Here is a 26,229-nt window from a genome sequence, read left to right as displayed (position 1 = left end):
TGCCTGCCGTGTGCACACTCTTGACTTCACGTTCTTATCAACGAAACTATCCAACGCGTATGAGAGCGCTCTCTTCGTGCGATCACCGTTCACTCCTTGAATCCCCACTGAGCCGCACCACTCGCCTCTTCCTCGGGGCGGGACCCCACAACGTGCTGACGAATCAGGAGAGTTCCCATGCGCGTACCCCCCACCGGCGCCTCCGACGGCGGAGGCACACCCTCGCGCCGCCGTGTCCTGGCCACCGCGACCGCCGCGGCCGTGGCCGTTCCCGTGGGCGGCATGCTCGCCCACTCCCAGGCGACCGCCGCTCCCGGCAGGTCCGGCGTCAAGGCCGACGTGCCCGGCGGCGGTGACCTCGGCCCGAACGTGATCGTCTTCGATCCGTCCACCCCCGGCATCCAGGGGAAGCTGGACGAGATCTTCAAGGAGCAGGAGTCCGCGCAGTTCGGCGGCGGCCGCTACGCGCTGCTGTTCAAGCCGGGCACGTACGACGGCCTCAACGCCCAACTGGGCTTCTACACCTCCATCATGGGCCTCGGCCTGTCACCGGACGACACGCAGATCAACGGTGACGTCACGGTCGACGCGGGCTGGTTCGACGGCAACGCCACGCAGAACTTCTGGCGTTCGGCGGAGAACCTGGCGCTCACCCCCGTCAACGGCACCAACCGGTTCGCCGTCTCGCAGGCAGCGCCGTTCCGCCGGATGCACGTCAAGGGCAACCTCAACCTGGCCCCGGACGGCTACGGCTGGGCCAGCGGCGGCTACATCGCCGACAGCCGGATCGACGGCGAGGTCCAGCCGTACTCGCAGCAGCAGTGGTACATCCGCGACAGCGCCGTCGGCGGCTGGCTCAACGGCGTGTGGAACATGGTGTTCTCCGGTGTCGACGGCGCCCCCGCGCAGGGCTTCCCCGACCCGCCGTACACCACCCTGGACACCACGCCGCTGTCCCGCGAGAAGCCGTTCCTGTATCTGGACGGGGACGCGTACAAGGTGTTCCTGCCGGCGCTGCGCACCGACGCGAAGGGCACCACCTGGGGCAGCGGCACGCCGAAGGGCGAGTCGCGGTCACTCGACGAGTTCTACGTCGTCAAGGGCGACGCCACGGCGGCCACCATCAACGAGGCACTGGAACAGGGCCTGAACCTGCTGTTCACACCCGGCGTCTACCACGTCGACCAGCCCATCGAGATCAAGCGCGAGGGCACCGTGGTCCTCGGCATCGGCTACCCCACGATCATCCCGGACAACGGCGTGACCGCGATGAAGGTCGCCGACGTGGACGGCGTCCGGCTGGCCGGCATCCTCATCGACGCGGGCACGGAGAACTCCGAGACGCTGCTGGAGGTGGGCCCCGAGGGCGCCTCCGCGGACCACTCCGGCAACCCCATCTCGCTGCAGGACGTGTTCATCCGCATCGGCGGCGCAGGCCCCGGCAAGGCCACCACCAGCATGGTGGTCAACAGCCGCCACACGATCGTCGACCACACCTGGGTCTGGCGCGCCGACCACGGCGACGGCGTGGGCTGGGACACCAACCGGTGCGACTACGGCGTCGTCGTCAACGGCGACGACGTGCTCGCCACCGGGCTGTTCGTGGAGCACTTCAACAAGTACGACGTGCAGTGGAAGGGCGAGCGCGGCCGCACGATCTTCTTCCAGAGCGAGAAGGCATACGACGCGCCCAACCAGGAGGCCATCCAGAACGGCGACATCAGGGGCTACGCGGCCTACAAGGTCGACGACTCGGTCACCGAGCACGAGGGCTGGGGCCTGGGCAACTACTGCTACTACAACGTGGACCCGACGATCATCCAGGAGCACGGGTTCGCCGCACCGAACACGCCGAACGTGAAGTTCCACAACCTCCTCGTCGTCTCCCTCGGCGGCGAGGGCCAGTACGCCCACGTCATCAACGACATCGGCGACCCGACCTCGGGCACCGACACCATCCCGTCCACGGTCGTCTCGTACCCCTGACCTCCGGGACCGGACCCGATCAGGGCCCCAAGGCGGAACCCGCGCCCCCGGCAGGCTCGTTGAGCCCGTCGGGGGCGCCTGCGCGTCCGGGGCCGCCGACCCGGCAGGCTCTCCACCTCCAGTCGCGCCCGCCGGCCGAGCCGGGGGCCGCCGCGAACGACCGAAGCCGAGGAGTGCCTGACATGCCGCCCGTTCCCCGTGACTCCGCTCCCCGTAACCCCGTGCCGTACGACGTCCTGCCGTACGACGCCGTTCTCTGCGACATCGACGGCGTGCTCCGGCACTGGCCGCCCGCCGACGCCGTCGAGCAGGCGAACGGGCTGCCCGTCGGCGCCCTCGCCGCCGCCGCCTTCGCGCCCGCCCGGCTGCATCCCGCCATCACCGGGGAGGTCACCGACGAGCAGTGGCGGGTGGCGGTCGCCGCCGACCTCGCCGACCGCTACGGCTCGGCGGGCCGGGCCCGCGCGGTGGTCGCGGCCTGGTCGGAGTTCGTGCCGGCGGTCGACCAGGAGGTGGTCGCCCTGCTCGGCCGGTTGCGCGGCGTCGCCTCCGTCGCGCTCGTGTCCAACGCCACCACCCGGCTGGAGCAGGACCTGGCCCGGCAGGGGCTCGACGGGCTGACCGACGCCGTCGTCAACACCTCCCGCATCGGCGTCGCCAAACCCGACCCGCGGGTCTACCGCATCGCCGCCGAACGCCTCGGTGCTCCGGCCGCCCGCTGCCTGTTCGTCGACGACACCGAGGCCAACGTCGTCGCGGCCCGCGAGGCCGGCATGACCGGCCTTCATTACCAGCACCTCGACGACCTGCGCCACGCCCTCGCCCCGCTGCTCGACGCGCCCGGCTCCGCGCCCCGGCGGCCCTGAGCGCGCCTCCGGCCCGTACGCGGTGCGGGCTCAGCGGGGAGACGCGGCGACCCGTACGCGGTCGCTGTCGCCGTCCGAGAGGAACGACGCGACCGCGTGCCCCTCTTCGGCGACGGCGGCGCGGTCGGCACGGGAGAAGCGGGCCAGCGGGGTGACCGCCACCGTGCCCGACTCCTCCGTCCACGTCGCGGCGACCCGGCCGTCGACCAGGACGACGCGTTCGCCCGCGACCGACAGGCCGCGGTGGCCGTCGTCGATGATGCGGCGCCGGTCGTGGTAGCCGAGGATCGCGTTGTCGAACGCCGGCAGGAAGCGCACCGGCGCGGGCGTGTCCGGATCGGGGCGGGGCGCGTCCGGCAGGTCCAGGAGTTCACGGCCGCGCTCGTCACGGAAGACGACCAGCTCGCCGCGCAGTGCCGACACCGCCGCCGGCAGCCCCGCGAGCCCGCACCAGGCGCGCAGATCGGCGCTGGCGGCGGGCCCGTACGCGGCGAGATAGCGCCGTACGAGCGCCTGGCCCGCCGGGTCGGAACCGTCCCGCGGCGGGGGGTCGACCTCGCGGCCCAGCCAGGAGGCGACCGGGGCGTAGCGCGCGCCCGCCTTCGTACGCCACAGCCCGCGCGGCGGCAACTGCACCACGGGGACGAGGGCTCCGAGGGCCATCTCGCCCAGGGCCCGCTGCCCCGGCGCCGGCCAGCGCCCGGCGAGCGCCCGCGCGAGCTCGCCCATCGTGCGCGGCTCGCCGTCGGCCAGCACCGTGCGGGCCGCGGCGGCGAGTTCGCCGAGGTCCGTCCCGTCGAGCTCGCGGCGGTAAGTCCCCAGCACCCGCTGGCGCAGCATGGCGTCGTGCCGGGCGCGCCAGGCCAGCAGGTCGTCGGCGGTGACGAGATGGACGGTGCGGCGCATGAGGTGGGTCCGTACGGCGTGCCCCTCCGTCAGCAGGTCCGACAGCTGCTCCGGGCGGAACGCGCGTAGCCGCGACCAGAGACCGACGTACGGCTCCTGCGGCTCCTGTGCCTGCAGGCCGCACAGGTGCGCGACGGCGTCGAGGGCGGGCAGATCGGCGCGTTCCAGCAGCAGTTGGCGGGCGAGCGTCGCGCGGTTGAGCGCCCGGGCGCTGAGGACGCCGGTCCGCTCCGGGTCGTGCGGGGTCACGTGGAGCCGTTCCCTTCGGTTCCGTGCGGGAGGGGGCAGGGGCAGAGGGCAGGGGCGGCCGGGGCGAGCCGGTCCGGACCCCGCGGGGTCCGGACCGGCTCGCCCCGGCCGCGCTCAGGTGGACGTCTGGCCGTCGAGCGTCTCGCGGAGGATGTCCGCGTGCCCCGCGTGCTGGGCCGTCTCGGCGATCACATGCATCAGTACCCGGCGTACGCTCCGCACCGCTCCCGGCTCGTGCCAGGGTGCCTCGGGCAGCGGGTGCGCCGCGGACAGGTCGGGCAGGGACGCGATGATCTCCTCGCTGCGGGCCACCACTTGCTCGTACCGCGCGAGTACCTGGGAGAGGGTCTCGCCGGGCAGCATCCGGAAGTTGTTCTGGTGGTCGATCGCCCACTGCGGGTACTCCCGCGCGGTGCCCTTCGCGAGGTCGTCCCAGGTGACGCCGGGCGGAAGGTCGAAGTTCAGTGCCGACGGGCCCTCGGCCGCGAAGCGCAGCCAGCCTTCCTCGACGGCAGTGACGTGCTTGACCAGCCCGCCCACGCACAGTGCGCTGACGGTCGGCTGCTCGCCTGCCCGCTCGTCGCTGAGTCCGCGCGCCGTGGTGACCAGGGCGGCCCGCGCGGCGGCGAGCTCGGCGAGCAGGTCGGCGCGCTCGGCGCCGTCACCGGCGGGCAGGGAGGCGTGCGGGGCGGCGGGGTGGGTGGAAGGCTGGGCGGAGGGTGCGGTGGCGGGTGACACGGTGATCGGGTCCTTCCGGTCGTTCTCGCTGTCGTTCACGGGAAGACGATCGCAAGGGAAGCGGACAGAGGATGTCCGCTTCCCCCGCGGACATCGCCGGAGTGCCGACGGCGAGGACCGGCGTACGATCCGCGCCGGCCGGTCAGGGCTGCCGCAGCGCGGCGGCGATCTCCAGGTTGACCTGCACCTTGTCGCTGAGCACCACGCCGCCGCCGTCCAGCGGCATCCTGATGTCGACGCCGAAGTCGTTGCGGTCGACGGTCGTCGAGGCGGAGAACCCCGCGCGGTGGCCGCCCATCCCGTCCGGGCCGAAGCCGTTGACCTCCAGCGCGAACGTCACGGGACGAGTGGTGCCCTTGATCGTCAGGTCGCCGTCGAGCTGGTACGCGTCGCCGCCGGCGCGCAGGCCCGTGGACCGGAAGCTCCATTCCGGGTGGTTCTCCACGTCGAAGAAGTCGGCGGAGCGTACGTGCTCGTCGCGCTGCGGCTCACCGGTGTCGACCGACGCCGCGTCGACCGTGACGGCGACCTCGGAGTCGGCCACGTTCTCGCGCGTCTCGACGGTGCCCTGGAAGCGGCCGAACCGGCCGCGCACCTTGCTGACCATCAAGTGCCGCACGGTGAACGAGACTTCGGAGTGCATCGGGTCGATGTCCCAGGTCCCGACGGCGTATCCGGGGATGTCCTGGCTGGCGGGGGAGGTCATGTCTGTCTCCGATCGGTGGTGGCGGGCCGGAGGTGCGTGGTGGCCCGGCGGGTTCGCGTGCGGTGTGGCCGTCGGCCGCTGAACGGGTAGACCCGGCCCGGCACCGGAACTCATCGCGCGTGCCGGCCGGGCGCCGTACGGGGCGCGTGGTGCGGTCTCCTGTTGCCTCGCGTCTCACCGCCCGTCACTCTGCCGTCTCCACGATGAGGGCGCCTGATGGAGGCTCGGGGTAGACCCTGCGTAGCGCGTGCCTTACACAGTAGGTTCGGTCCACGCGCGCGGCCACGTGGCCGCGCGCGTCGTGGAACCAGGGGAGGGGGAGCACGTGCGTCCCGGAGACGAGCTTGCCGGCCGCTACGTCCTCAAGGAGGTCGTCGGCGAGGGGCGGAGCGGCGAGGTGTGGCTGGCTCACGACACAGTGGTGGGGCAGGACGTCGCCGTGAAACCGGAGCGGATCGAGGGCGACCGCGAGACCGCGGTGCGGCGGCTGCTGGGCGAACCGCGGGCGCTGGCCAAGTTCCGCGACCATCCGCATGTCGTGACCCTCTTCGACGTCGTGTCCGTGCCGGAGGGCGGCGACGGGGACGAGGGCGTGGACGGCGGTGCCGGCGGAGGGAAGGACACGTACTGGTTCGTCATGGAGTACGTGCCCGGGGGCGGTCTGGACCGGCAGCCTCCGATGCCTCCCGAGCGTGTGGCCCGTATCGGCGCCGAACTCGCCGACGCGCTCGCCGCCCTGCACGAGGACGGCGTCGTCCACTGCGACGTCAAGCCCGCCAACATCGGGCTGTCCCGGCGCGGTACGGCCAAGCTGCTGGACTTCGGCGCCGCCTACCGGGCCGGCGGCGCCGAGACCATCACGGCCAACGGCCCGTTCAGCTTCACCCCGGACTACGCCGCGCCGGAGCTGGCCAGGGGGAACTTCCCGCGGCCCGCCTCGGACGTGTTCTGCCTGGCCGCCACCCTGTACGCGCTGGTCACCGGCTCGCCGCCGCGCGGCGGCCGCCGGTACTCGGAGGACGACGAGGGGGACCCGGCGGAGGGACAGGCGGACCACGGGGACGGGCAGGACGACGGGCGGGACACCGAGCGGCTGACGTACTGGAAGGCCGAGCGCGGAGTCGTCGAGATGGACGCCGACGCCGTGGGGCCGCTGCACCCCCTGCTCACCGCCATGCTCCAGCGCGACCCGCGCCGGCGCCCCGACGCGGCCGAGGCGAAGCGGCTCCTCGCCGCCGTCGCCCGGCCGGAAGCGGGCGGTAGAGCGGGCGGCGGACCGGGCGGCGGACCGCGTGGCCGTACGGGCGGGTGGCTGCGCCAACGCCGCCCGCTGCTCGCCGCCGGGGCGGCCGTCGGGATCTGCGCGGCGATCGCCGCGGGCATCGCCGTGCTCCCCGGGGACGACGACGGTACGGACGGCGCCCGCCAGACCGGCGAGAGCCGCGCCGCCGACGACGCACCGGGCGGCGCGCAGGAGTTCCCCGTGGGCGATCCGCGCACCGCCGACCTGTGCTCCCTCACCGACCCCGCCGCGCTCGGCCGGTTCGGCGAAGCCCAAGTCGACGTGGACTACGGCAACTTCGACCGCTGCGACGTGCTCGTCCACCCCGACGAGCACAGCCGAATCGACGTGTCCGTGTACCTCCGCAAGGGCTCGCCGCCCGAGGCCGGAAAGCCCGCCCGGACCATCGGGAAGATCGGTGTCATGGAGGAGCCGCCGGAGAACGGCGAGTGCGGGCTGTTGCTGCTGCCCGAACGCGAGGCCGGCGACACTCTCCTCGGCGTCCGCGTCGAGGTCGGTGACGGCTCGGTGACCGGCGGTACGGCGACGCTGTGCGCCGTCGCCGACGAGGCCGCCCGACACGCCGCCGAGGCGCTGAACGAGGGCCCGGTGCCCCGCCGTTCGCCGGGCTACCCGGACGCCTCGCTCGCCTGGGCCGACGCCTGCGACCTGCTCGACGCCGAGGCGCTGGACGCGGCCGGCCTCCGCGACGACCCGGAGCCCGGCGTCGCGAACTGGAGCTGCGAGTGGTCCGGCAGCGGCGAGCTGGAGGCGGAGGCCGCCTTCTTCCGCGACCAGCCCAAGTCGGAGGCGGACGGTGAACTCGTACGGCCCAGCGGCTACAAGGCGTACGTCGTGCCGGAGGGGGACGGCGAGGAGACCTGCACGGTGTTCCTCGAGTACCGCGAGTACAGCAACCACGAGGCCGAGAAGGCCGCCGAGATGGTGCGCCTGTACGTCAGCGGGGACCGGCCGATGGACTCCCTCTGCGACGCGGCCGTCGGCCTGTCCGGTGCCGCCGCCGAACGGCTGCGCGCACGCTGACGCCCCGGGCGTGCGTCCCCGTACGAACGGGTCCACGGGGAGGGGTCCCGGACCGGTCCGGACAGTGTGGGCGGCAACGCGCCACGCGAAGGAGCCCGGTGATGAGTCGTCGCGACAGTCTGGCCCGCGGTGCTCCGCCGGCCGAGACGGGCACGCTCCACGCCAGGTCCGCCGCGGAGGAGGTCACGGCGGGGCCGGAGCCCGGCCGCGTGGTGCGGTTCGGGCGGGCCGCGCGGCCCGGGACGGACCTGCGGGTCGGCCCGGACGACCGGGGGGTGAGCCGCCGGCACGGGGAGCTGGCGTACCGGCACCGGCGCTGGTGGCTGCGGAACACCGGGCAGCAGCCGTTCCGCCTGCCGCGCGACGAACTGCTGCACCCCCGCGCCGAACCGGCACCGCTCGCCGCCGGCTACACCCCGCTGTTCGTCCGCGGCTTCGGCTACCGCGAGCACCTCGTCGAGCTGTACGTGTCGGACGGCGCGCGCGGCAACCGGCGCGCGGCGGAAAGGTGGCCGCTCGCCGCCGACGAACGGCTGCTGCTGGTCGTACTCGGCCAGCGCTACCTGCGCCACGAGTCCGCACCACGGCCCCTGCGCCGCCGGCAGGCGCTCGAACAGCTGCGGGTCCTGCGCCCGTACACCGACTGGGAGTCACCCGGCATCGAGCACAGGATCGCGGCGCTCACCGCGCGCCTGATCCACCGCGGCGGCTCGTACGGCCGCCCGTGCGAGTGCGCGCCGCCGCTGCACGGCCTGCTCGAAGGGCTGGTGGGCTCGGCGACACTGGTGCCGCCGGATCTCGCCCTGCTGGACGGCGACTTGCCGGAGGGGCGACGGGACACGGCGGCCGACGGACACGACGGCTGACGGACGCGACACCGAGAGGGCCGCGCCCGCCCGTACCGCTCCCTCCGCTGGCCGGCGCGCCGGAAGGGATTCGCCGTACGTCTGCGTCCGGTTCACGTGGCGCTGGTGTGCTTCCTGCGCCGCCCCCCTTCCCACCACCAGGAGGTACGCGTGTCACTCGTCGTGAACGGCGACGCGGAGAGCGGGCCGGGAGGCACCGCGGAGCCGGTCCGCTCCGTCCCCGGCTGGCGCATCCTGCAGGGCGCTCCCGCGGTCGTCGACTACGGCCTGGGCGGCGGCTATCCGGCCCCGGACGACCCCGGCCCCGCCGCACGCGGCCGCCGCTTCTTCGCCGGCGGCAACAGCCCCCGGACCGCGCTCGTACAGGACATCGCCCTGCCCCGCCGCGGCCCCACCGGGCGCCCCGCCGTCGACGCCGGCCGGGTGCGGTACGCCGTCACCGCCTGGCTCGGCGGCTACGCGGCGCAGGAGGACGGGGCCCGGCTGTCCGCCGAGTTCCGGGACGCGGACGGCACACCCCTGGCGCTGAGCGTGCTCGGCCCCGCCACGGCGGCCGAACGCGGCGGCCGTACGGCGCTGGTGGAGCACACCGCCACGGCCGCCGTCCCGCCCGGCGCCCGCGGCGTACGGCTGCTGCTGGTCTTCACCCGCGGCGGCGGCACCTCCAACGACGGCTACGCCGACGGCATTTCGCTCACTCTCCGGGGAGCCCGCTCATGACGCTCAACCGCCGTGATCTGCTGAAGTCCGCGGCCGCGGCCGGCGCCCTCGGCGCCGCCTGGCCGCTGACGGCGGGGCTCACCCCCGCGCAGGCCCGCGAGGCCGCCGAGGCGCTGGGGGCCTCGTACGACAGGGCGCCGTTCACCCTCGGCGTCGCCTCCGGCGATCCGCAGCCCCACTCCGTGGTGCTGTGGACCAGACTCGCGCCCGAACCGCTCGCCGCCGAGCAGGACCTGCCGGACGTCGTCGAGGTGCGCTGGGCCGTCGCCCTCGACCCCGGGCTGCGCGAGGTCGTCGCCCGCGGCACCGCGCCCGCCTCTGCGACCCTCGGCCACAGCGTGCACGTGCCGGTCGACGGGCTGGACGCAGGGCGCACGTACTGGTACGCCTTCACCGCTCTCGGCCGGACCAGCCGCACCGGGCGCACGCGGACGGCTCCCGCCGGGCGCGTGTCCCGCGTACGCTTCGCCACCGCCAACTGCCAGGCGTTCCACGACGGTTACTACGCCGCGTTCCGTGGCATCGCCCGCGAGAACGTCGACTTCGTCGTCCATCTCGGCGACTACATCTACGAGCACGGCCAGGTCGGCGGCGTCCCCGAGGACCACGTACGCGACCACGACGGCGGCGAGATCCTCACCCTCGCCGACTACCGCAAGCGCCACGCCCTCTACAAGGGCGACCCGTCGCTGCGCGAGGCGCACGCCGCGCACCCCTGGTTCCTCACCTGGGACGACCACGAGGTGGTCAACGACTACAGCGGCTCCGGCGGGGGAGCGCCCTTCGTACGGCGGCGGGCGGCGGCGTACCAGGCGTGGTACGAACACCTCCCGCACCGCGACTCGTTCGGCGCCTCCGCGCTGCCCGACCCGGAGATCCACCGGGTGCGGCGCTGGGGCAGCCTGCTCGAGCTGACCGTGCTCGACCTGCGCTCGTACCGCTCCGCGCAGAACCTGCCCGACGGCACGATCCTCGGCGCGGAGCAGAAGGACTGGCTGCGGCGGAACGTACGGCACGCCGCGGACGCCTGGCACGTCTGGGCCAACTCGATCATGCTCAGCCAGCTGCGCGGCTCGCCCGGCGGGCCGTACATGTTCACCGACCAGTGGGACGGCTTCCTCGCCGAGCGCAAGGAGGTCCTGGAGCACGTGCACGCGAGCGGTCTGGAGGACCTGGTGGTCGTCACCGGCGACTGGCACTCGGCGTTCGTGGACGACATCCGCACCGACTACGACGACGCCGGATCGCCGCTCGTCGGCACGGAGTTCACGGCCCACTCGGTCACCTCGGCGGCGTACGCCCCCGAGTGGAACGAGTCCAACGGCCCGCTGATGGGCGCGGCGAACCCGCACCTGAAGTATTTCGAGGGCAACCGCTACGGCTACGACGTGTACGAGCTCACGCCGGAACGCCTCACCGCCCGGATGCGGGTCATCGCCGACCGGCGCGACCCCCGCTCCCCGGTGACGACCCTGACGTCCTTCCACGTCGACCGGGGCCGCACCGGCAGCCACGAGGACCCGGCGACGAAGGGTTCACCGGCCCAGTACCGGCGCGACTGAGACGCGGGGGCGCCGCCCGTACGGAGCCGTGCGTGCCCGTACGGACCCGTGCGTGCCCGTACGGACCCGTGCGCGGCGGCGCCCCAACTCCCGTGGCGGCGCCGCGGGTTGTGCCCACCGGGTGAACCTTCCGTGCCGTACGGCGGGGCGCGAACCGTGGCGGGCGGGCGCGCGTCCTACCGGGGAACGACGACGGAAGGGAGCGCGGAGTGGCAGCCATCCGGCCCGGATACGGCCCTCAGCCGCCCGGGGCGCCCGACGGGGGGCCGCAGCCTCCTCCGGGAGCGCCCCAGCCACAGCCGGGACACCCGTACCGCCCGCCCGGAGACCCCAACGGGCCGCCGGGACACCCGTACCGCCCGCCGGGAGACCCCAACGGGCGCCCGGGGCTCGGCCCATGGCCCCCGCTGTGGCGGCTTCTCAGCCGCCTCCCGTCCGGTCTGCTGATGCTGCTGGCGCTCCCGCTGATCATCCTCTCGCCGCTCCTGCTGCTGTACGTCCTCGCCCGTACCGCCCGCCTCGTCGCGTTACGGATCTTCCGCCCCGATGCGCCCGCCCGCGTACTCGACCCGGCCGTGGCACGCGTCAAGAGGCTCCGGATGTGGGCGGCCGCGGCGGTGTCGCTGGGGGTGCTCGCGTGCTTCGGCTCCACGGACGACCTGACCGAACAGTTCCAGGACCGCTGGCTGGCGCTTCTCATCACCCCCTGGCTGCTCATCGCCACCTCACCGGTCGTCATCTTCGTTCTCATCCGCTGCTCGGAACCCCGGCGGCGCCCGGCGATGCGCGCCGCCCTGCGCGGTCCGCTGCGCAGACTCGGCTTGTTCGTCGGCACGCTGGCGCTCCTGCCCGGCCTCATCGCCGGCCTGGACCTGCTGAACGTCTCGCAGGCTCCCGGCTCCCTCGGCGGGTGGCTGGTCTTCGCCGGGATACTGGCCGGCATCTGGTCGGCGTTCCTCTTCCTGTTCGCGTCGGGGGAGGTCGCACGGAGCGGCTTCGGCGCCGCCGAGGTGCATCTCGCGCTGCCCGCCCTGCTGACGAGCGTGCTGGTCTGGGAGTACGCGGCGATCGGCGGACTGCCCACCGGGCCACCGGCGATCGCGTACGTGATGCTCGTCGGCGGCCCGGCCTCGGTGACGGCCATCGCGTGCTGGGAGATCCGCCGGCTGCGGACCCACTGCGGGGTGACGCTGGGGGGCGGCTGAACGGCGCGGTACGCGGGCCGCTCTGTCCGTACGGGCCGCCCCGCCGCGCTACGGCTTCCGCAGCAGATAGACGTAGTACCCGAGGTGGTCGCGGACGAAGGTGCGCAGCAGCGGCATCGCCGCGTCCATGCGGGCGGTGGCCTCGGGGCCGTAGCGCCGCAGGACCTCGTCGTGGCGGTCCTGGTAGAGGACGGCCATGAGTTCGCCGCTCACGGCGACGTTCTGGGAGTGGTTCTCCAGCCGTACGAGCTCGAACCCGGCCCGCGCGGTCAGCTCCAGCCCCTCCGCCGGAGTCATCGGCGGGGGAGAGGTCCACACCTCGCGGAACGTGGCGACCTGCTCGGGCGGCGGGTCGCCGCGGCGCGTGAACTCCGTCAGCAGCATCGTCGCGCCCGGCCGCAACACCCGGCACGCCTCCCGCAGTCCCGCGAGCCGGTCGGAGAGGTGGGGGAACGAGTCGATCGCCCAGGCCGCGTCGAACGACCCGTCCTCGTAGGCGAGTTCCATGGCGTTGCCGTAGGCGAACGACACCCGGTCGGTCAGCGCGGCCGCGCGCGCCCGCTCCTCGGAATGGGCGATCTGCGACTTGCTGACCGTCACCCCGGTGACCCGGGCGCCGGTCCTGCGGGCCAGCCGCACCGCGGGGCCGCCGGTGCCGCAGCCGATGTCGAGGAAGTGGTCGCCGGGGCCGACCGGCAGGGCGTCGATGTACGCGTCGGTCTGCCGGTCCATGGCACGGTTGGCCAGATCCGGGAGGGTGGAGGCGGGTTCGCGTTCGCCGTGCGGCGTCCACATGCCGATGTGGATGGCGGACTCGCCGAGCGTCAGTCCGTACAGCGGGCCGAACTCGTCGTACGCGGCCCCGACTTCCTCGGGGGTCGGAGCGTCGAGGCCACCGTCGTGCATGTCCGATGTCATGACCCGCCACCTCTTCGTGTGGGAGACGTTCGCTGCCGCCGTCACGATAGAGCGGACTCCGCTCCGGCACCGGAGCTCGAACCGGCCAACCCGCGGACGCCCGCGACACCCTTGTCGACCGCGTGGAGGGTCGGCTATGTTAGCGCTATCGGTAGCGCTAACACCAGCCGCCGCCAGCAGCTGACACCAGCGCCGCACCGGACCGGCTCCTCCGCGAAGAACGGCACCTCATGACGGACTACCGTGGCCTGACCTGGGACCATCCCCGTGGCACGGTCGCACTGCGGCGGGCGGCGGCGGAGTTCTCCGCCGACCGCTCGCACGGCGACACGCTCACCTGGGACAGTCAGCCCCTCGAAGGGTTCGAGTCCCATCCGGTCGACGACCTGTGCGCCCGTTACGACCTCGTGGTGCTCGACCACCCGCACCTCGGCGACGCGCTCGCCACCCGCGCGCTCCAGCCCCTGGGCCCGCTCGTCGGCCGCGACACGCTCGCCGAGTGGTCGGCCGCCGCGGTCGGCGCGTCGTACGCCTCGTACGAGGCCGCCGGGCAGCAGTGGGCCGCCCCGCTCGACGCCGCCACCCAGGTCGCCGCCGCGAACCGCGCGCGGCTGCCCGTCCTGCCGCGCACCTGGGACGAGGTGCTGACCGTCGCCGACCGGCACCCGGTGGCCCTCTCCCTCGCGGGCCCCCACGCCCTGCTCACCTTCTTCTCCCTCTGCGGCGCGCTGGGCGAGCCGCCCGCCACCACGCCCGGCCCGCCGCTGGTCGGGACCGGGACGGGGCTGGCCGCACTGGAGCTGATGGACCAGCTCGTACGGCGCGGCGACCCCGCGACGGCGGGGCTCAATCCGATCGCTCTGCTGGAGCGGCTGGCGGCCGAAGACGGCCCGGCGTACTGCCCGTTCGTCTACGGCTACGTGAACTACGCCGCCCGGCACGCCGGTTCACCCGTCCGCTTCGGCGACGTCCCGCGGCTGACCGGGAACGGCCCGCTGGGCTCCACCCTCGGCGGCACCGGCCTGGCCGTCTCCCGGCACACCGCCGTGTCCGGCGCGCTCGCCGACCACATACGCGACCTCATGTCGGAGCCGGTCCAGCGCACCCGCTTCCCCGCGTACGAGGGGCAGCCGGGCCGCCGCGAGGCGTGGCTCGACGCGGGGGTCAACGAGGAGAGCGGCGGCTTCTACGCCGGCACCCTCGCCACCACCGAGGCCGCCTGGGTCCGGCCGCGCTACCCGGGCTACACCGCGTTCCAGAGCAACGCGTCGGCGGTGCTGCGCGACGGGCTCCTCGGCGGGCGGCCGCACCGCGCCTGCCTGTCCGACGTGCTCGCCATGCACCGGGAAGCGGTGCGGGCCCTTCCGCCGTACGACGGCACGCGCGGCCCACCAGAGCCCCCCCCCGGCGCCGCCCCCCCCGCCCACCTCCGACAGGCCGGGTGCGCCCCCCCGCCCCCCCCCCCCCCGCTCGCCCCCCCCGCCCCCCCCTCCGCACCCCCCACCCCCGCCCGCCTCCCACACCCCCGCCCCCCCACCCCCCCCCCCCCCCCGCCCCCCCCCCCCCCGCGCCTCCACGCACCCGCGCGCCGCCCCCCCCTACCACACACCGCACCACCGCCCACCCCGCCCCTCCCCATGCACCGCCTCTCCCACCCCGTGCGCAGCCCCCCGACGCAGCCCCCCGACCCTCCGGACCACTGCTCCGCAGGAACGACGCACGTCGCTACGCGACGTTACCCGAATTGCTCCGCAATTCGGGTATGGAAATCCCTTCGGGATTTCCTGTAATTCGCTCCGCGAATTACAGGTGAATTGCTCCGCAATTCACTGCGCGTGACGTGAGTGTGGTGACGGTTCGTCAGCGAAGTACGGTTTATGAAGTGTTGAGGTACATGCTTGGCCAACTATGAAGATGGGGTGCCTGTGCTCGCCCATCGGAAGGGGAGGGAATATTCATTCCTCTTCGCCTGACGGCTTTGACAGGTAGCAGCGCGGGCGGGATCTTTGAAGGACCTTCGTGACTCCTGGAGGAAGTGATGCATCACGGGTAGTCTTCGGGGAATCTGGCTACCACCCCTGGTGGTAGCCAGCCTTTCCATGAACACAGAAGAAGCCGCGGTGCTTGATATGATTTCCGGCCCTTACATTCAGAGGAGACGGTTCGCGGTGACGCAAGTACGAACCAATGAAATGGTTCTGAGGCCTCATCAGAAAGAAGCACTCGCGGCAATCGTACGGGGGCTCTCCGACGCACGGAGCGGCGACGTACGCGGCACCGTCATCATGGCCACGGGGACCGGGAAGACCCACACCGCGGCGGCCGCCGTGAAGGAGTTGGCGCCGTACGGCCGGACCGGTGTGCTCGTGCCAACGCTGGACCTGCTGGCGCAGACCGTGGAGGTGTGGCGGCGTACGGGGCACCGGGGCCAGATGGTCGCCGTGTGCTCGCTGGGAGACGATCCGCTGCTGGAGGCGCTCGGGGTGCGGTGCACCACCGACCCCGCGCAGCTTGCCCGTTGGGCCGCCGTGGACGGCCCTGTGACGGTCTTGATGACGTACGCCTCGCTGGTGTCCCAGGAAGCCCGCCAGGAGGCTGAGGAAGAGCCTCAGGAGGGCCCCGGGGTGCGGCAGGGGGTGCTGGAACGCGCCCTGTACGGGGACGGGTTCACGGCGATGCCGGCTTTTGATCTTCTGGTCGTGGACGAGGCGCACCGTACGTCTGGGGATCTGGGCAAGGCGTGGGCGGTGGCGCTGGATCAGGCGAGGGTGCCGGCGGCGCGCAGGCTGTTCATGACCGCGACTGCGCGGTTGTGGGAGGCGCCGCCGGCGGGTGGCGGTGAGGCGCGGTTGGTGGCTTCGATGGACGACGAGTCGCTGTACGGGCCGGTGTTGTACGAGTTGGAGTTGATGGAGGCGGTCGAGCGGGGTCTTCTGGCGCGGTGGGAGATCGATGTGCTGGAGATCACCGATCCGAGCGCGCCCGGTGACGAGGCCGAAGGGGTCGGGAGTGCGGAGGAGGGGCAGGGGCGGCGCCTGGCTGCTCTGCAGGCTGCTTTGTTGACGCGGTTGGACGAGGTCGGTGGGCGGTCGCTGTTGACTTTCCACTCCACCACGTTGGCGGCGATGGCCATGGCGCGGGGGCTGCCGGGGACGGCCGCCGAGTTGCACGCGGGGGATCCGGCCCGGTATCCGGCCCGTGTCGGGGCGGAGTGGCTGTGCGGAGAGCACGCCGCGGCCTACCGGCGGGAGGTGCTGGCGCGTTTCGCCGACGGCGTCACCGAGGACGGATGGGTCGCGGATGCCCAGTTCCTGTCGTCCTGTCGTGTGCTTGCCGAAGGTGTCGACATCCGCGGCCGCGCCGGGGTCGACGGCGTCGTGCTCGCCGACGCCCGCTCCTCCCCGGTGCAGATCGTGCAGATCCTTGGCCGCGCCCTGCGTCAGGAGCCCGGTGAGGGGAAGGTCGCGCGGATCATCGTGCCCGTCTTCCTCGCGCCCGGGGAGCGGCCCGACGCCATGATGGCCTCCGGGGCGTACCGGCCGCTGATCCAGGTCCTTCAAGGGCTGCGGGCCCATGACGAACGCATCCTCCAGCGGCTCGTGCTCGCCACCACTACCAGCTCCGGGACACCGACGAACGTGGTCGAGCTCGACCCCGGCACACCCGGTGACGTATCCGGGCGGGCGCACGGTGCCGAGGGAACCAGCTCAGCGGCCGTTCCAGGGCACGAGGGCGAGGCCTCCGGCGACCGGGCGGAGGGCGACGAGGGGCGCGGCAGCGTCGACGGTGTCGAGGTGGGAGTGGGGGTGCCGCTGCTGCGTTTCACCCGGCCGCGTGATCCGGCCGCCGTCGCCCGCTGGCTGCGCACCCGCGTCCTCCAGCCCGACAGTGAGGTCTGGCTCACCGGCTACGAAGCTCTCCGGGTATGGGTCGAGACCCGCGGGAACGCGCACGTGCCCGCCGGCGCCGTCATCGACATCGGCGGCGACCGTAGAGAGTATCCGGTTGGGCAGTGGGTCAGCGAGCAGCGCAGGGCCCTCGCTGACGGCATGCTGCGCCCGCACCGCTACCGGCTCCTCAAGGAGCTCGGCATGATCTGGAACGTCGCCGACGCGAAATTCCAGAACGGTCTCACGGCCGCGTTGGTGTGTTACGCGGAGTTCGGCACGCTGTGCGCGCCCCGCGACGCCGTTGTCGATGATTTCGCGTTGGGTCAGTTCCTGGAGAATCTCCGGAAAGGCGTCGTGGTGCTCACCGAAGCGCGGGACTCGGCGCTGTGTGCCGTCGATCCGTACTGGAACCCGCCCTGGCCGGTTTCGTGGCAGCGCCGGTACGCCGCTCTTGCCTACCTCTTGCACGGCGAGGACGGTGTACCGGTCGAGGAGGTACAGCCGGGCCTGCGGGTGCACGGAGTGGATGTCGGGGCGTGGCTGCGGCGGCAACTCGCGGAGTGGGGGCGGCTGGCGGAGGGGCAGCGGGAGTTGCTGGGACAGCTCGGTGTGCGACCGCCGGCGCCCGCTGAGGCCCGCGGGGCGGGCGGACCTGTCGTGGACGGCCTGGAGCACATGAGTTCCTTCGAGCGGGGTGTCGCGGCCGTACGGCAGTACCTGGAGCGCGAAGGCCACTTGGCCGTTCCCCGCCGGCACGAAGAGTTCCTTCACCCCGCCCGTGCGGGCGGCGCAGGCGGCCATGACGGCGCACCCATCGTCGTACGGCCCGGGGTGTTCCTCTCCAACACCAAGAGCCGCCGCACCAAGCTCACACCCGCCCAGCGCGCAGCCCTCGCCGGACTCGGGCTCGACTGGGCCAGATAAGCGCCCACGCCAACGAAATCGGAGTGGATCAAGCTCGCCGGTCGTCGGCGAAGCACGCCGCCGCAGCGTAACGACGGCCGGACCCCTGCGGTGGGCGGTCTGCGCAGCACGCGGCGGAGTTTGGGATTGGCAGGTCCCCGGCGGCTTCGTCGCGTGGCAGCCCGCCTCGGGACCTCAGCGGCCTGCCGCTGCCGTCACGCAGGGCAACAGGGGCGTGTGCGGGGCGTGTTGCTAGGGTCGCATGTTCCCGTACGCGTCCTCGCCCGGAGGTTTCGCCGTGTCCGAACTACCGCCCCTGCAGGAGCCGAAAGCCCAAGCCAGGGACGCACGGCGGCTTCGCCTGATGACTCTGGGGTTCACCGCCGTCGTCGCCGGATTGGTGGCGTTCGCGTTCTTCGGACCGAGCGAGGGGGAGGACGAGTCCGCGGACCTGAAGCGGGGCGACTGCTTCGAGAACACGGGTACGGAGGATGCCCCGACGGCCGAGAAGCGCGCCTGCACGGACGACGGCGCCGACTACAGGGTGCTGAAAGTGAACAAGGAAACGGGCTTTTCCTCCTTCGCCTGCGATGACGTCCCCGGAGCGACGGGGACCCTCTCGCAGCAGAGTCTCGAGAAGGACGGGGATTCGTTCGTGGTGTGCTTCAAGGACAACTAGTCTCCAGCGGCCCACTGGCCCGTGACGGCAGGGCCGGCTGTCCTTGAAGCCGGAGAGACACCGAAGACGGCCGCTGGCCGGCGCTTTGTTCCCCTGGTCTTGTCGAGAGCCTCTTTGTGCGCCGGGCACCAGGGTCGTGAGCAGCGGCAGGATGAGCACGCCGAGACCCGTGACACGCACCTGGACGCCGGGCGGGGGCCGGAGGACGCGGGAGGTGCCGGGGGTGTGAAGCCGTGGGGGATTGACGAGCCACATAGAGCGATTCGTTCCGGGGGTTGATGGGATCCATCAGCTTCATGGCCGGTGTCGTTGTCCGCTCACGCCGCGTCCAGGCGGCTGAAGGCCTTCGCAGTGCTTCCGTCACCGTGCGGCCTCGAGGGCGCGCACGTAAGCACGTCTCGCCCTGGTCGGCGGCGAGTTGGCCCCACTGCCTGGCTGCGTCCTCGTCTCCTTCGGCGGCGGCTTCGAGTAGCCGCTGGGCCCGGGTTTGGGCGGGTCGGTGTGCGGGCTGGTCTCGCGCTCGACGAGCGCGATGAAGGCTGCCATGTCCTGGGGACGCGCGGCCGGATCCAGGTGGGTGGCCTGGCGTACCACCTCGCGCCACGGGCCTCGGCGGAGGGAGCAGCGGGAGGTTCGGCTGGGGCCGGGTGCCGGTGAGGACCCATCCGGGGATCTGCCCGAGGCTGTGGATGTCGCTTGCGGGCAGGTGCCGTTGGGGGGCCTCGACAGCTCCGGTGCGGCCCGCGCCGAGTGATCTGTAAGCGGTACGAGCCGTACCGCTGGCAGGTCACCGCACGGGGACTTGCACAGGACGCCGTCGCGGTGTGCAGGGAGGAACTGGCCCTCCGGCAGAAGGAACTCGATGGGGCGGCCGAGCGGCGAGCCCGGGAGGAGGACGGGACGTCATCGGCGTGATCAATCCGGTGGCGTGGAGGGTTTCTCGGGTTTCTGTGGCGTCGCTTGTACGGGAAGGGGCCGTGACGCTGGCGGGTGTTCGGACTCCGGATACGGCGTGCTTGTCCGGGAGGACAGGATCTGGAGATCCGTTGGGGGCGGGTCCCATTTCGCTTGTCTCACTCTGATCCCACGTATCGGGTTGCAGGGCTTGCCCCCGGGTGGCGCAGGCTCTCCCTGCCGGTCATCGGACCGGCCCCCTGCACCTCAACGGGAGAGTCCATCCATGAATGCCGAGCGCCTCGTTCTGCTGCTGCTGACCGGCAGCCTGGCCGCCTATGTCGTGCTGCAACACCCGGCGGCCGGTACGCCGCTGCTGGCCGGCCTGGCCGCCGTCACCGTGCTCCTGGCTGTGCTCGACCGGGAGGAGTAGGACGTGCGCCCGACGCACCGCGCCAGGCCCGATCCCGCCATCAGGATGATCCCCGAAGCCGGACAGCAGCTCCTCCTGCCCGTGGCGCCCCGGGTAGAGCCTGATCCGCTGGTACAGGGCTCCCCGAAAGGTAACGGCGTTCGCACGCCTCAGGGGGGTGCCGGGAAGCGTCACCCTCTGGACGTACCCGTTGCACCCGTGGCTGCAGGCGAAGGTTCCTCCCACGACAGCTGTGCTGTGAGCGCGCGTTGTCCCTCCTCCTTGCCGACCACCGGCACCGGCACCGGCAGCAACCCAGAACGCAAAGGCCGGCCAGAAGATGGGCAGAAAGGGGCGGATACGCCGGCAGCGCGCCGGAGAATGCCGGAACCGGCCCCCAGCAGCCCGAACCCGCAAGCAACGGAACAAGAACACACAACAAGCCGCAGCAGCACCGACCGCCGCCCAGGTCGCCGGGACAGCCAGGCGAGCAGCCGCCCATACCGGCACCCCCACCCCACGGACGTCGTGCAGCGCAGCTTCGGGGCCGAGGGTTCTCCAGGTCTGGATGTCAGGCGGCCCAGCCGATGGAGGAGACGTAGGCGTAGGAGTCGTACTCGCTGCCCAGCTCCACGATGAGCTCGTCCCAGACCCGTCCATCGCCGCCCCGTCGTCCGCCAGCCAGGCATCCACCGCCGCCGCCCCGTGGCGCGGGCGCACCGTCGTCCGGCGTACGGGCAGGGTCCGGCGGTGGGCCGGGGCGACCGCGCTCTGGTCCGCCGGGTCGATCTCGATACGGGTGCCGAGCTGGCCGAACAGCCCTTGGGCGGCGCTACGATGAGTGGTACTGGTGGGCACGTCCGGCGTGCTCGCAGCAGGATGCACACGGTCAACGGGTAAGAGAAAGGTGGCGCGGAAAAGGTTAAATGAGTCGGCTTAAGGGCTTTATCGGCATTCTTTTTGTTAATTGCGCCATTTAGCCCGCCCTGCCCAAAAAGCCGAAGAAAACCTCCGCTAAAACCACCGGACAAAGCCTCTGGAAGACCCTGCGGGACCCGTGAACGGGTTTCCCGCGGGGCTGACAAGTCTGCAACGAGACACCACCGGCCCGCCCCATCGCGGCGCCGGCCTTCGGCGTGCCCTCACGCTCGGCACCCCTGTGCCGCCCTCTCCCCGTCCCAGCCGTGCCCGCACGGCTCGTTCAGGCATGAGGCGGCCCGGCCGTCACGTGCTGGAAGGGCATCCGCGCGATGAACTCGTCCTCTCTCGCCCCCATCACCGGCCTCCTCGCCGGACTCCCGGCCGTCCTCGCGGGCGCCCTGGGCGGCGCTCCCTGGTGGGCCGTCGGAGTGTTTGTCATCGCGGTATACCTCGTCGTCCCTCTCACCAGCCTCATCCTCGAACACACCCGACATCGAAAAGGAACACTCCTGGACGAGAAATTCGCGGCCACACTAGACCAGATACCAGACCCTGAAAAAAGAATCCAAGCCCTCATCAGCTACCGGCAAGCCACAGCCCTCGCCGCCACCCCCCAACCGCCGCCCGACCCGCCACCAGGAGCACTACCGCCCGCGAACCCAGACGGTGCCGGCCAGCCGCCGGTGTCCACATAGACGAACAGGCGGCCCTACAGTGGCGCTGGCAGCGTCGGCGTCCTCGGGGTTCGGGGAAGGTCAGTGTCTGCGCGTCGAGATCCGGTTCAAGCGCGGCTGCCGCCGTGCTTGCGTAGCTGCCGCCGGACGGGCGCGGCCAGTTGCAAACGCCCGCGGTTCCCCAGCCGCCCGCTGCGCGGTACGCCAGAAGAGAGCCCCGTGTCGTCGCGGAAGGGGAGCCGGTGCCCGGCCTTGGGTGGGCAGACTGGACAGCCGCGAAGGTGGGCCCGAACCGTTTGCCAGCCGACTGGGGCTGGAAGGTGATACGCCCTTCAGGCCGAGGCTTCGAAGACGACCCCGTCGACTACGCCGGTGCCTGCGCGACCGGCGCAGCATCCTCATCGGGGAAACACCGGGTGTGCCGCTGCGGCGCCGCAAGCAGCCGTGGCACCGCGCAGCACCGCACTCGACAGGCGCCGACTACTTGCCGTTCATGACCGAGGTCCCCTTCGGGCTATGGATCGTCAGTCTTCTCCCGAACAACGACGAGGAGCGCCTCGGACGGGCCTGGAGCCAGCACATACGGTGCCGGATACCGGCCTGGTGGGCGCTGGGGCCCCATGGGCGGGCAGCGGCAGCACTGCTCGCCCGGTTGGAGAAGCTGACCTGGGACGAGGTCCTCGCCCTGCGCCGCTCCTGCAACAAGGCATGGCCGATCGGGCGTGAAGATCCCGCCTGGTACGAGGCGCAGGACCTCGCCAAGACCACCGGCCGGACCCCACGCTGAAGAACGCCCTGGTCATGCACACCAAAGCAGCACTGGGCCGAGCAGCCCCACTGGCGCGCAGGGTGGCCAGCAGCGATCTCGCCGTCACCGTACCGAGGGTGCGTAGGGGGCGGCGATGAATCGCTCCCCGTACGCCCGGGAGGCCGGCGGCGCGCCGGTAGCGGGCGGGAACTGTCAGATGACGACGGCCTTTTACTCCGACCTGGGCAGTCGGAACCGGTTCATCAGGTCGGTGTGAAGCTTCGTGGTTCGGCTCTGCCCCTCCTGGTCCTCGGGGGCCGGGGACAGGGCGGTATTGGCGGGTCTGGACGGTGTGAGGCCGGTGGGCGTGCGGCGGTGTGCCTTCGCGGTTGAACGTGGAGTCGTAGGTGGTGGGCGCCAGAGCTCCGGGGCCGTGAGAGGTGACGATCGACGCAGTGAGTTGCTGGGCGGTGTCCGGGCGCAGTGCCCGCTGCAGTTCCTGGGGCGTCGTGACGAGGTCGCGGCAGCACGCCATGATCGGCCACTTCGGCACGGTGAGGTCGGCGCCCCGGGCGGGGCAGGTCATCCCGGCCTCGGGCCCACGACGCGTTGCCGGTCTTCGCCACGACGCCGTCGTCATGCGGCTCGGTGATGAACTGCGGGCCCCGGTCCCGTTCCGGGGGTGCTGCACATCCGGCGGCGCAGTCCTGGGCGCGGGTTGTCTCGCACGTCCGCGCTCATCGCGCTCAGCACCCCGGGCGGTCGGCGCGGCCCCGGGGGAACATCGCTGCGGCCTTGCTCTGTGCCCTTTCGAGAACCAGGCACATCACCGCACCCGTGCGGTTCGCCGACGCCGCCCGTCAGCTGCTCGCGCAGCAGCGGCCGAGGCACGTGGTGGAGGTGGGCCCGCGGGTGGTGCTCACCCCGTTCATCCGGCGCATCGAGAAGTCGCTCGGGCCCGCCCTGCTTCGCCGTCTGTCGGGGAGCCGAGACGAACGCCGTGGACCTCGCGGGGGTGGTCTCCCTGCTGGAGGCCGGGTCCTTCGCGCCTTCGATGGCGGGGGCGTGACGTGGCCGGGGCCGCGGCGCCGCCTGCGGCGCCGCTTCGGGCCCACGGCCCGGACGGGCCCTGGGATCAGCTCGGCGCCGAACTGGCCGACGTGGGCACCGCGGTCGTGTACGCCCGGCTCGGCGACTGGCTGCGCATGCGCACGGACGTGCCGTGGCTGCGGTCGCTGCCGGGCCGGGACTGGTGCCGCTACGAGTCGTTCTCGCCGGCCCGGATGCGCGACCGGTTCGCCGCCTCCCGGCTGCTCCTGCGGTACGCGGCGGCCTCCGTCATCGACACCAGCCCGGAACTCGTCGATCTGGGCTACCAGCCGGGCGGGCGGGCGGCCGTATGTACGCGGCTGCGACCAGATCGACGTGAGCCTCAGCCACATCGAGGAGCTGATGGTCCTCGGCATCACCCGGAAGGGCCGGATCGGCGTGGGCGTGGAGCTGGCGGACCGCAGACCGGCGGGCACCGGCTCGGAGCTGCAGGCATGCACGCCGTACGAACGCCGGTTGCCGGACGCGGGCGACCAGACGGAACGCAACGACACGCTGGTGCGGCTGTGGCGCTGAAGGAGGCGTACAGCAAGGCACTGGGGCAGGGACTGCGGGTTCCGCTTCACGGAGTTCGGCTTCGCGCTGGACGGCGTCGAGCCCGCGCCCCGGGGCGGCCGCGCCGCCCGGCTGGTGGGCCCCGGCGGGACACCCGTGGCAGGCGCGGACCGGGCGTTCGGCACGTACCGGGTGGGGCACGCGCTACGTGGTCAGCGCGGCGGTCTACGACGCGGGCTTCGGCGAGGTCGCGGACCTGTCGGTGCGTACGGTCCTGGGCGAGGGCCTGCCGGACGCGCTGCCGGGCGGCGGCTGACCGGCCTCCGGCGGTCAACTCCGCCGTCGGACCGGCCGGTCGCCGAAGCCGGTCACTGAAGATCGAGGACGGCCTTGCCGTGGAGGCGGCGGTCGAGCAGGGTCTGTACGGCCTCGGCGTGGCGGGCCCAGGACCCGCGCCAGCTGATGCCCGGATCGAGGCGGCCCGCGGCAATCTCTCCGGCCAGCCAGGTCAGATCCGCGGAGAAGCCGGCGGCCGGGTCGCCGAAGAGGAAGAAGGTGCGGATCGACCGGTCATGCCGCCCCTCGTTGCCCAGCAGGGCATCCGGTGGCAGCACCGCGTCGGCCTCGGAGGAGCGGCCCACGCTGAAGAGGGTGCCGCCGGCCGACAGCGCGGCGAAGGCGTCGACGAGATGCCGGCCGCCGACGTTGTCGAGGACGGCGGCCACGGGCTCCCGAACGGCGGCCGGCTCGGGGTGGACCTCGCGGGCGCCCAGGGATCGGAGTCCGTCCGCCTGGGCGGAGCTGCGGCTGATGGCGACGACGTGCGCGCCCGCTCGGGCGGCCAACTGCACGGCGTAGCGGCCGACTCCGCCGGAGGCACCGGTGACCAGCACGCGGCGGCCGAGCAGCGACCCCATCCGGCGCAGCACGTGCAGGGCGCTCAGTCCGGCCACGGGGACGGTGCTCAGCGCACCGGGATCGGCGTCCTCCGGCGCGGTGCCGAGCAGGGCGGCGGGTACGGCCCGCAACTCGGCCCAGCCGGTCTCCCCGAGGGTGACGACCCGCGCTCCCTCGGCCGGCCCTGAGCCATCGGCCGCGGCCTGGACGACCACGCCGGCCGCGTCCCAGCCGAGCACGGTGCCGTCCGGCACCTCCGGACGGGTCGCCCCGTGGACCTCACCGAAGTTCAGCGAGACCGCCTCGACCCGTACGAGCGCCTCGTGGGCGGCGGGCCGCGGGTCCGGGACGTCCGTCAGGGACAGGTGTCCGGGTGAGGTGTGGTCGACGGCGAGTGCGCGCACGGAGTCCCCTTCCCATAAAGTGCCACAGTGTGGCGTTTGCTTCAGTAGAGCATATGCGCTGTCTTGGCGCACTTGGTACGCTGCCCGCGATGCCCGCTCCGGAACAGCCCCCCACCCTGCGCGAACGCAAGAAGCTGCGTACGCGCCAATCGCTGGTCGACACCGCCGTCACGCTCTTCGGCGAACGCGGCTTCGACGGCACTCCGCTGGACGCGCTGCTGGAACAGGTGGAGGTGTCCCGGCGGACCTTCTTCCGCAACTTCCACTCCAAGGAGGACGTGGCCCTCGCCGCCGTCAAGCAGCTCTGGGACGTCTACCTGGAAGTCCTGGACGACACAGAGAAGTCCGGGCCGCTGGCCGACGTCTTCCTCGGCGCCATGCTGACCACGCTGGAGCGCATGGACGACGACTGGTACCGGCGCTTCCCGCGCACGCTCCGCCTGATCGCCGACTCACCGGCACTCGACGGGCACACGCTGCGGCACTGCGCCGAGGTCCAGACCGAGATCGCACGCCGCCTCGACGGCCGGAACCGCCTCGAACTACGGCTCCTCATCGAGTTCTTCGTGGCCGCCTGGCGCTGCACGCTGGACGAATGGCTCCCCGACTGCACCCGGCACGAACTGCCCGCGCTCCTGCGCCGGACCTGCTCGACGATGAACTCGGCCCTCACCCTGGAGGCATGAGCCGTCTCCCGTGTGCCGCTCCTTCGGCCCACGGAATCCAGCCCGCCTCCTCGGCGATCCGGACGGCGTCGATACGGTTCCGCGCGTTGAGCTTGCTGACGATCGTCGTGAGGTAGTTGCTGACCGTGCCCCCGGGGAGGAAGAGGCACGCGGCGATCTCGCCCGCGCCGGAGCGGCGATCAGGCACAACGCCACCCAGAACCCGGGCTCCGCAACGACCGGCCGGGCGTCACCCGGACAGCGCTGCTTCGTTACCCGCCACAAGCCACCGCGCCGAGATCGCGGTCGAGCGCGCGGGAGGCAAGGGTGTTCGAGTGCATGGTGTTCGATGCCGACGGAGTCGTGCATGAGCGGAGACTCGACGCACCGGTGACCGTGCTGAGCGGGGAGACCCGCTCGGGCAAGAGCACGGTGGGTGAAGCGGGTGGAGCTGCTTCGGTGTCGGCGGCACGTCTTTCAAGCCCGTTC

General features: G+C 72.4%; 20 protein-coding genes and 1 pseudogene. 14 read left to right on the top strand and 7 right to left on the bottom strand.

Annotated features, from left to right (window positions below; translation table 11 throughout):
* Nucleotides 1–177: 177 nt before the first annotated feature.
* Nucleotides 178–1,986 (top strand): coagulation factor 5/8 type domain-containing protein, encoded by a 1,809-nt coding sequence (locus tag DVA86_RS29275; protein WP_208882824.1) that lies wholly within the window; start codon nt 178–180, stop codon nt 1,984–1,986.
* A 182-nt stretch (nt 1,987–2,168) separates the two neighbouring features.
* Complete coding sequence (locus tag DVA86_RS29270) at nt 2,169–2,852, top strand: HAD family hydrolase (protein WP_208882822.1); 684 nt, start codon at nt 2,169–2,171, stop codon at nt 2,850–2,852.
* A 30-nt stretch (nt 2,853–2,882) separates the two neighbouring features.
* Here DVA86_RS29270 and DVA86_RS29265 read toward each other — a convergent pair whose 3' ends face one another.
* From DVA86_RS29265 to DVA86_RS29255, 3 genes are all read right to left on the bottom strand, one after another.
* The gene (locus DVA86_RS29265) at nt 2,883–4,007 is read right to left on the bottom strand and encodes a winged helix DNA-binding domain-containing protein (protein ID WP_208882820.1); all 1,125 of its coding nucleotides are present in this window, start codon (nt 4,005–4,007) and stop codon (nt 2,883–2,885) included.
* A 114-nt stretch (nt 4,008–4,121) separates the two neighbouring features.
* Entirely contained in the window at nt 4,122–4,682 is a 561-nt protein-coding gene (locus tag DVA86_RS29260) for a DinB family protein (RefSeq protein ID WP_245997775.1), read from the bottom strand.
* 205 nt (nt 4,683–4,887) lie between these two features.
* A complete protein-coding gene (locus tag DVA86_RS29255; RefSeq protein ID WP_208882818.1) occupies nt 4,888–5,451 on the bottom strand; it encodes a YceI family protein in 564 nt (187 codons plus the stop codon).
* Nucleotides 5,452–5,776: 325 nt separating this feature from the next.
* Here DVA86_RS29255 and DVA86_RS29250 point away from each other — a divergent pair, with 325 nt between their 5' ends.
* From DVA86_RS29250 to DVA86_RS29230, 5 genes are all read left to right on the top strand, one after another.
* Entirely contained in the window at nt 5,777–7,777 is a 2,001-nt protein-coding gene (locus DVA86_RS29250) for a serine/threonine-protein kinase (RefSeq protein WP_208882816.1), read from the top strand.
* A gap of 101 nt (nt 7,778–7,878) precedes the next feature.
* The gene (locus DVA86_RS29245) at nt 7,879–8,643 is read left to right on the top strand and encodes an FHA domain-containing protein (protein WP_208882815.1); all 765 of its coding nucleotides are present in this window, start codon (nt 7,879–7,881) and stop codon (nt 8,641–8,643) included.
* A gap of 150 nt (nt 8,644–8,793) precedes the next feature.
* Nucleotides 8,794–9,363 (top strand): phosphoesterase, encoded by a 570-nt coding sequence (locus DVA86_RS29240; protein ID WP_208882813.1) that lies wholly within the window; start codon nt 8,794–8,796, stop codon nt 9,361–9,363.
* Nucleotides 9,360–10,925 carry an alkaline phosphatase D family protein gene (locus tag DVA86_RS29235; RefSeq protein ID WP_208882812.1) on the top strand — a complete coding sequence of 522 codons (1,566 nt, stop codon included), beginning with the start codon at nt 9,360–9,362 and terminating at the stop codon, nt 10,923–10,925. The genes DVA86_RS29240 and DVA86_RS29235 overlap by 4 nt, the downstream gene beginning before the upstream one ends.
* Before the next feature lie 446 nt (nt 10,926–11,371).
* Nucleotides 11,372–12,130 carry a hypothetical protein gene (locus DVA86_RS29230; protein ID WP_208882811.1) on the top strand — a complete coding sequence of 253 codons (759 nt, stop codon included), beginning with the start codon at nt 11,372–11,374 and terminating at the stop codon, nt 12,128–12,130.
* Nucleotides 12,131–12,178: 48 nt separating this feature from the next.
* Here the strand turns inward: DVA86_RS29230 and DVA86_RS29225 are convergent, their stop codons facing one another.
* On the bottom strand, nt 12,179–13,048 hold the full coding sequence (locus DVA86_RS29225; protein WP_208882810.1) for an SAM-dependent methyltransferase: 870 nt from the start codon (nt 13,046–13,048) through the stop codon (nt 12,179–12,181).
* A gap of 230 nt (nt 13,049–13,278) precedes the next feature.
* On the opposite strand from DVA86_RS29225, the gene DVA86_RS29220 reads away from it, so the two are divergent.
* The 3 genes from DVA86_RS29220 (at nt 13,279) to DVA86_RS29210 (ending at nt 18,520) form a co-directional block, all read left to right on the top strand.
* Entirely contained in the window at nt 13,279–14,838 is a 1,560-nt protein-coding gene (locus tag DVA86_RS29220) for a type 2 periplasmic-binding domain-containing protein (RefSeq protein WP_208882808.1), read from the top strand.
* Between the two features lie 339 nt (nt 14,839–15,177).
* Nucleotides 15,178–17,862: a helicase associated domain-containing protein gene (locus DVA86_RS29215; RefSeq protein WP_425471004.1), complete on the top strand. Its 2,685-nt coding sequence runs from the start codon at nt 15,178–15,180 to the stop codon at nt 17,860–17,862.
* A 343-nt stretch (nt 17,863–18,205) separates the two neighbouring features.
* Nucleotides 18,206–18,520, top strand: coding sequence for an LppU/SCO3897 family protein (locus tag DVA86_RS29210; RefSeq protein WP_208882805.1), 315 nt, complete (start codon nt 18,206–18,208; stop codon nt 18,518–18,520).
* Between the two features lie 360 nt (nt 18,521–18,880).
* On the opposite strand, the gene DVA86_RS29205 is transcribed toward DVA86_RS29210, so the two are convergent.
* Nucleotides 18,881–19,066, bottom strand: coding sequence for a hypothetical protein (locus tag DVA86_RS29205; RefSeq protein WP_208882804.1), 186 nt, complete (start codon nt 19,064–19,066; stop codon nt 18,881–18,883).
* A 634-nt stretch (nt 19,067–19,700) separates the two neighbouring features.
* On the opposite strand from DVA86_RS29205, the gene DVA86_RS29200 reads away from it, so the two are divergent.
* The 3 genes from DVA86_RS29200 (at nt 19,701) to DVA86_RS35625 (ending at nt 23,795) form a co-directional block, all read left to right on the top strand.
* The gene (locus DVA86_RS29200) at nt 19,701–19,847 is read left to right on the top strand and encodes a hypothetical protein (protein WP_208882803.1); all 147 of its coding nucleotides are present in this window, start codon (nt 19,701–19,703) and stop codon (nt 19,845–19,847) included.
* Nucleotides 19,848–21,914: 2,067 nt separating this feature from the next.
* Entirely contained in the window at nt 21,915–22,208 is a 294-nt protein-coding gene (locus DVA86_RS29195) for a hypothetical protein (RefSeq protein WP_208882802.1), read from the top strand.
* 1,386 nt (nt 22,209–23,594) lie between these two features.
* Nucleotides 23,595–23,795 carry a 4'-phosphopantetheinyl transferase family protein gene (locus DVA86_RS35625; protein WP_245997324.1) on the top strand — a complete coding sequence of 67 codons (201 nt, stop codon included), beginning with the start codon at nt 23,595–23,597 and terminating at the stop codon, nt 23,793–23,795.
* 347 nt (nt 23,796–24,142) lie between these two features.
* Here DVA86_RS35625 and DVA86_RS29185 read toward each other — a convergent pair whose 3' ends face one another.
* Complete coding sequence (locus DVA86_RS29185; protein WP_208882800.1) at nt 24,143–25,075, bottom strand: zinc-binding dehydrogenase; 933 nt, start codon at nt 25,073–25,075, stop codon at nt 24,143–24,145.
* 89 nt (nt 25,076–25,164) lie between these two features.
* Here DVA86_RS29185 and DVA86_RS29180 point away from each other — a divergent pair, with 89 nt between their 5' ends.
* Nucleotides 25,165–25,761, top strand: a complete 597-nt coding sequence (locus tag DVA86_RS29180) for a TetR/AcrR family transcriptional regulator (protein WP_208882798.1) — start codon at nt 25,165–25,167, stop codon at nt 25,759–25,761.
* Here DVA86_RS29180 and DVA86_RS29175 read toward each other — a convergent pair.
* Nucleotides 25,745–25,927: pseudogene (locus tag DVA86_RS29175) on the bottom strand (response regulator transcription factor); the annotation flags it as partial. The gene DVA86_RS29180 and the pseudogene DVA86_RS29175 sit on opposite strands and share 17 nt — an antisense overlap.
* Between the last annotated feature and the right edge of the window lie 302 nt (nt 25,928–26,229).

This window comes from Streptomyces armeniacus, assembly GCF_003355155.1.
GTDB lineage: Bacteria > Actinomycetota > Actinomycetes > Streptomycetales > Streptomycetaceae > Streptomyces > Streptomyces armeniacus.
This window is presented reverse-complemented; position numbering and strand designations above follow the sequence as displayed.

Bases quoted from the DNA above. Each gene is read 5' to 3' on its own strand.
- DVA86_RS29275 (WP_208882824.1), top strand. From the start codon at position 178: ATGCGCGTACCCCCCACCGGCGCCTCCGACGGCGGAGGCACACCCTCG.
- DVA86_RS29270 (WP_208882822.1), top strand. From the start codon at position 2,169: ATGCCGCCCGTTCCCCGTGACTCCGCTCCCCGTAACCCCGTGCCGTAC.
- DVA86_RS29255 (WP_208882818.1), bottom strand. From the start codon at position 5,451: ATGACCTCCCCCGCCAGCCAGGACATCCCCGGATACGCCGTCGGGACC.
- DVA86_RS29245 (WP_208882815.1), top strand. From the start codon at position 7,879: ATGAGTCGTCGCGACAGTCTGGCCCGCGGTGCTCCGCCGGCCGAGACG.
- DVA86_RS29235 (WP_208882812.1), top strand. From the start codon at position 9,360: ATGACGCTCAACCGCCGTGATCTGCTGAAGTCCGCGGCCGCGGCCGGC.
- DVA86_RS29230 (WP_208882811.1), top strand. From the start codon at position 11,372: ATGCTGCTGGCGCTCCCGCTGATCATCCTCTCGCCGCTCCTGCTGCTG.
- DVA86_RS29225 (WP_208882810.1), bottom strand. From the start codon at position 13,048: ATGACATCGGACATGCACGACGGTGGCCTCGACGCTCCGACCCCCGAG.
- DVA86_RS29220 (WP_208882808.1), top strand. From the start codon at position 13,279: ATGACGGACTACCGTGGCCTGACCTGGGACCATCCCCGTGGCACGGTC.
- DVA86_RS29215 (WP_425471004.1), top strand. From the start codon at position 15,178: ATGATTTCCGGCCCTTACATTCAGAGGAGACGGTTCGCGGTGACGCAA.
- DVA86_RS29210 (WP_208882805.1), top strand. From the start codon at position 18,206: ATGACTCTGGGGTTCACCGCCGTCGTCGCCGGATTGGTGGCGTTCGCG.
- DVA86_RS29205 (WP_208882804.1), bottom strand. From the start codon at position 19,066: ATGGCAGCCTTCATCGCGCTCGTCGAGCGCGAGACCAGCCCGCACACC.
- DVA86_RS29200 (WP_208882803.1), top strand. From the start codon at position 19,701: ATGAATGCCGAGCGCCTCGTTCTGCTGCTGCTGACCGGCAGCCTGGCC.
- DVA86_RS29195 (WP_208882802.1), top strand. From the start codon at position 21,915: ATGACCGAGGTCCCCTTCGGGCTATGGATCGTCAGTCTTCTCCCGAAC.
- DVA86_RS29180 (WP_208882798.1), top strand. From the start codon at position 25,165: ATGCCCGCTCCGGAACAGCCCCCCACCCTGCGCGAACGCAAGAAGCTG.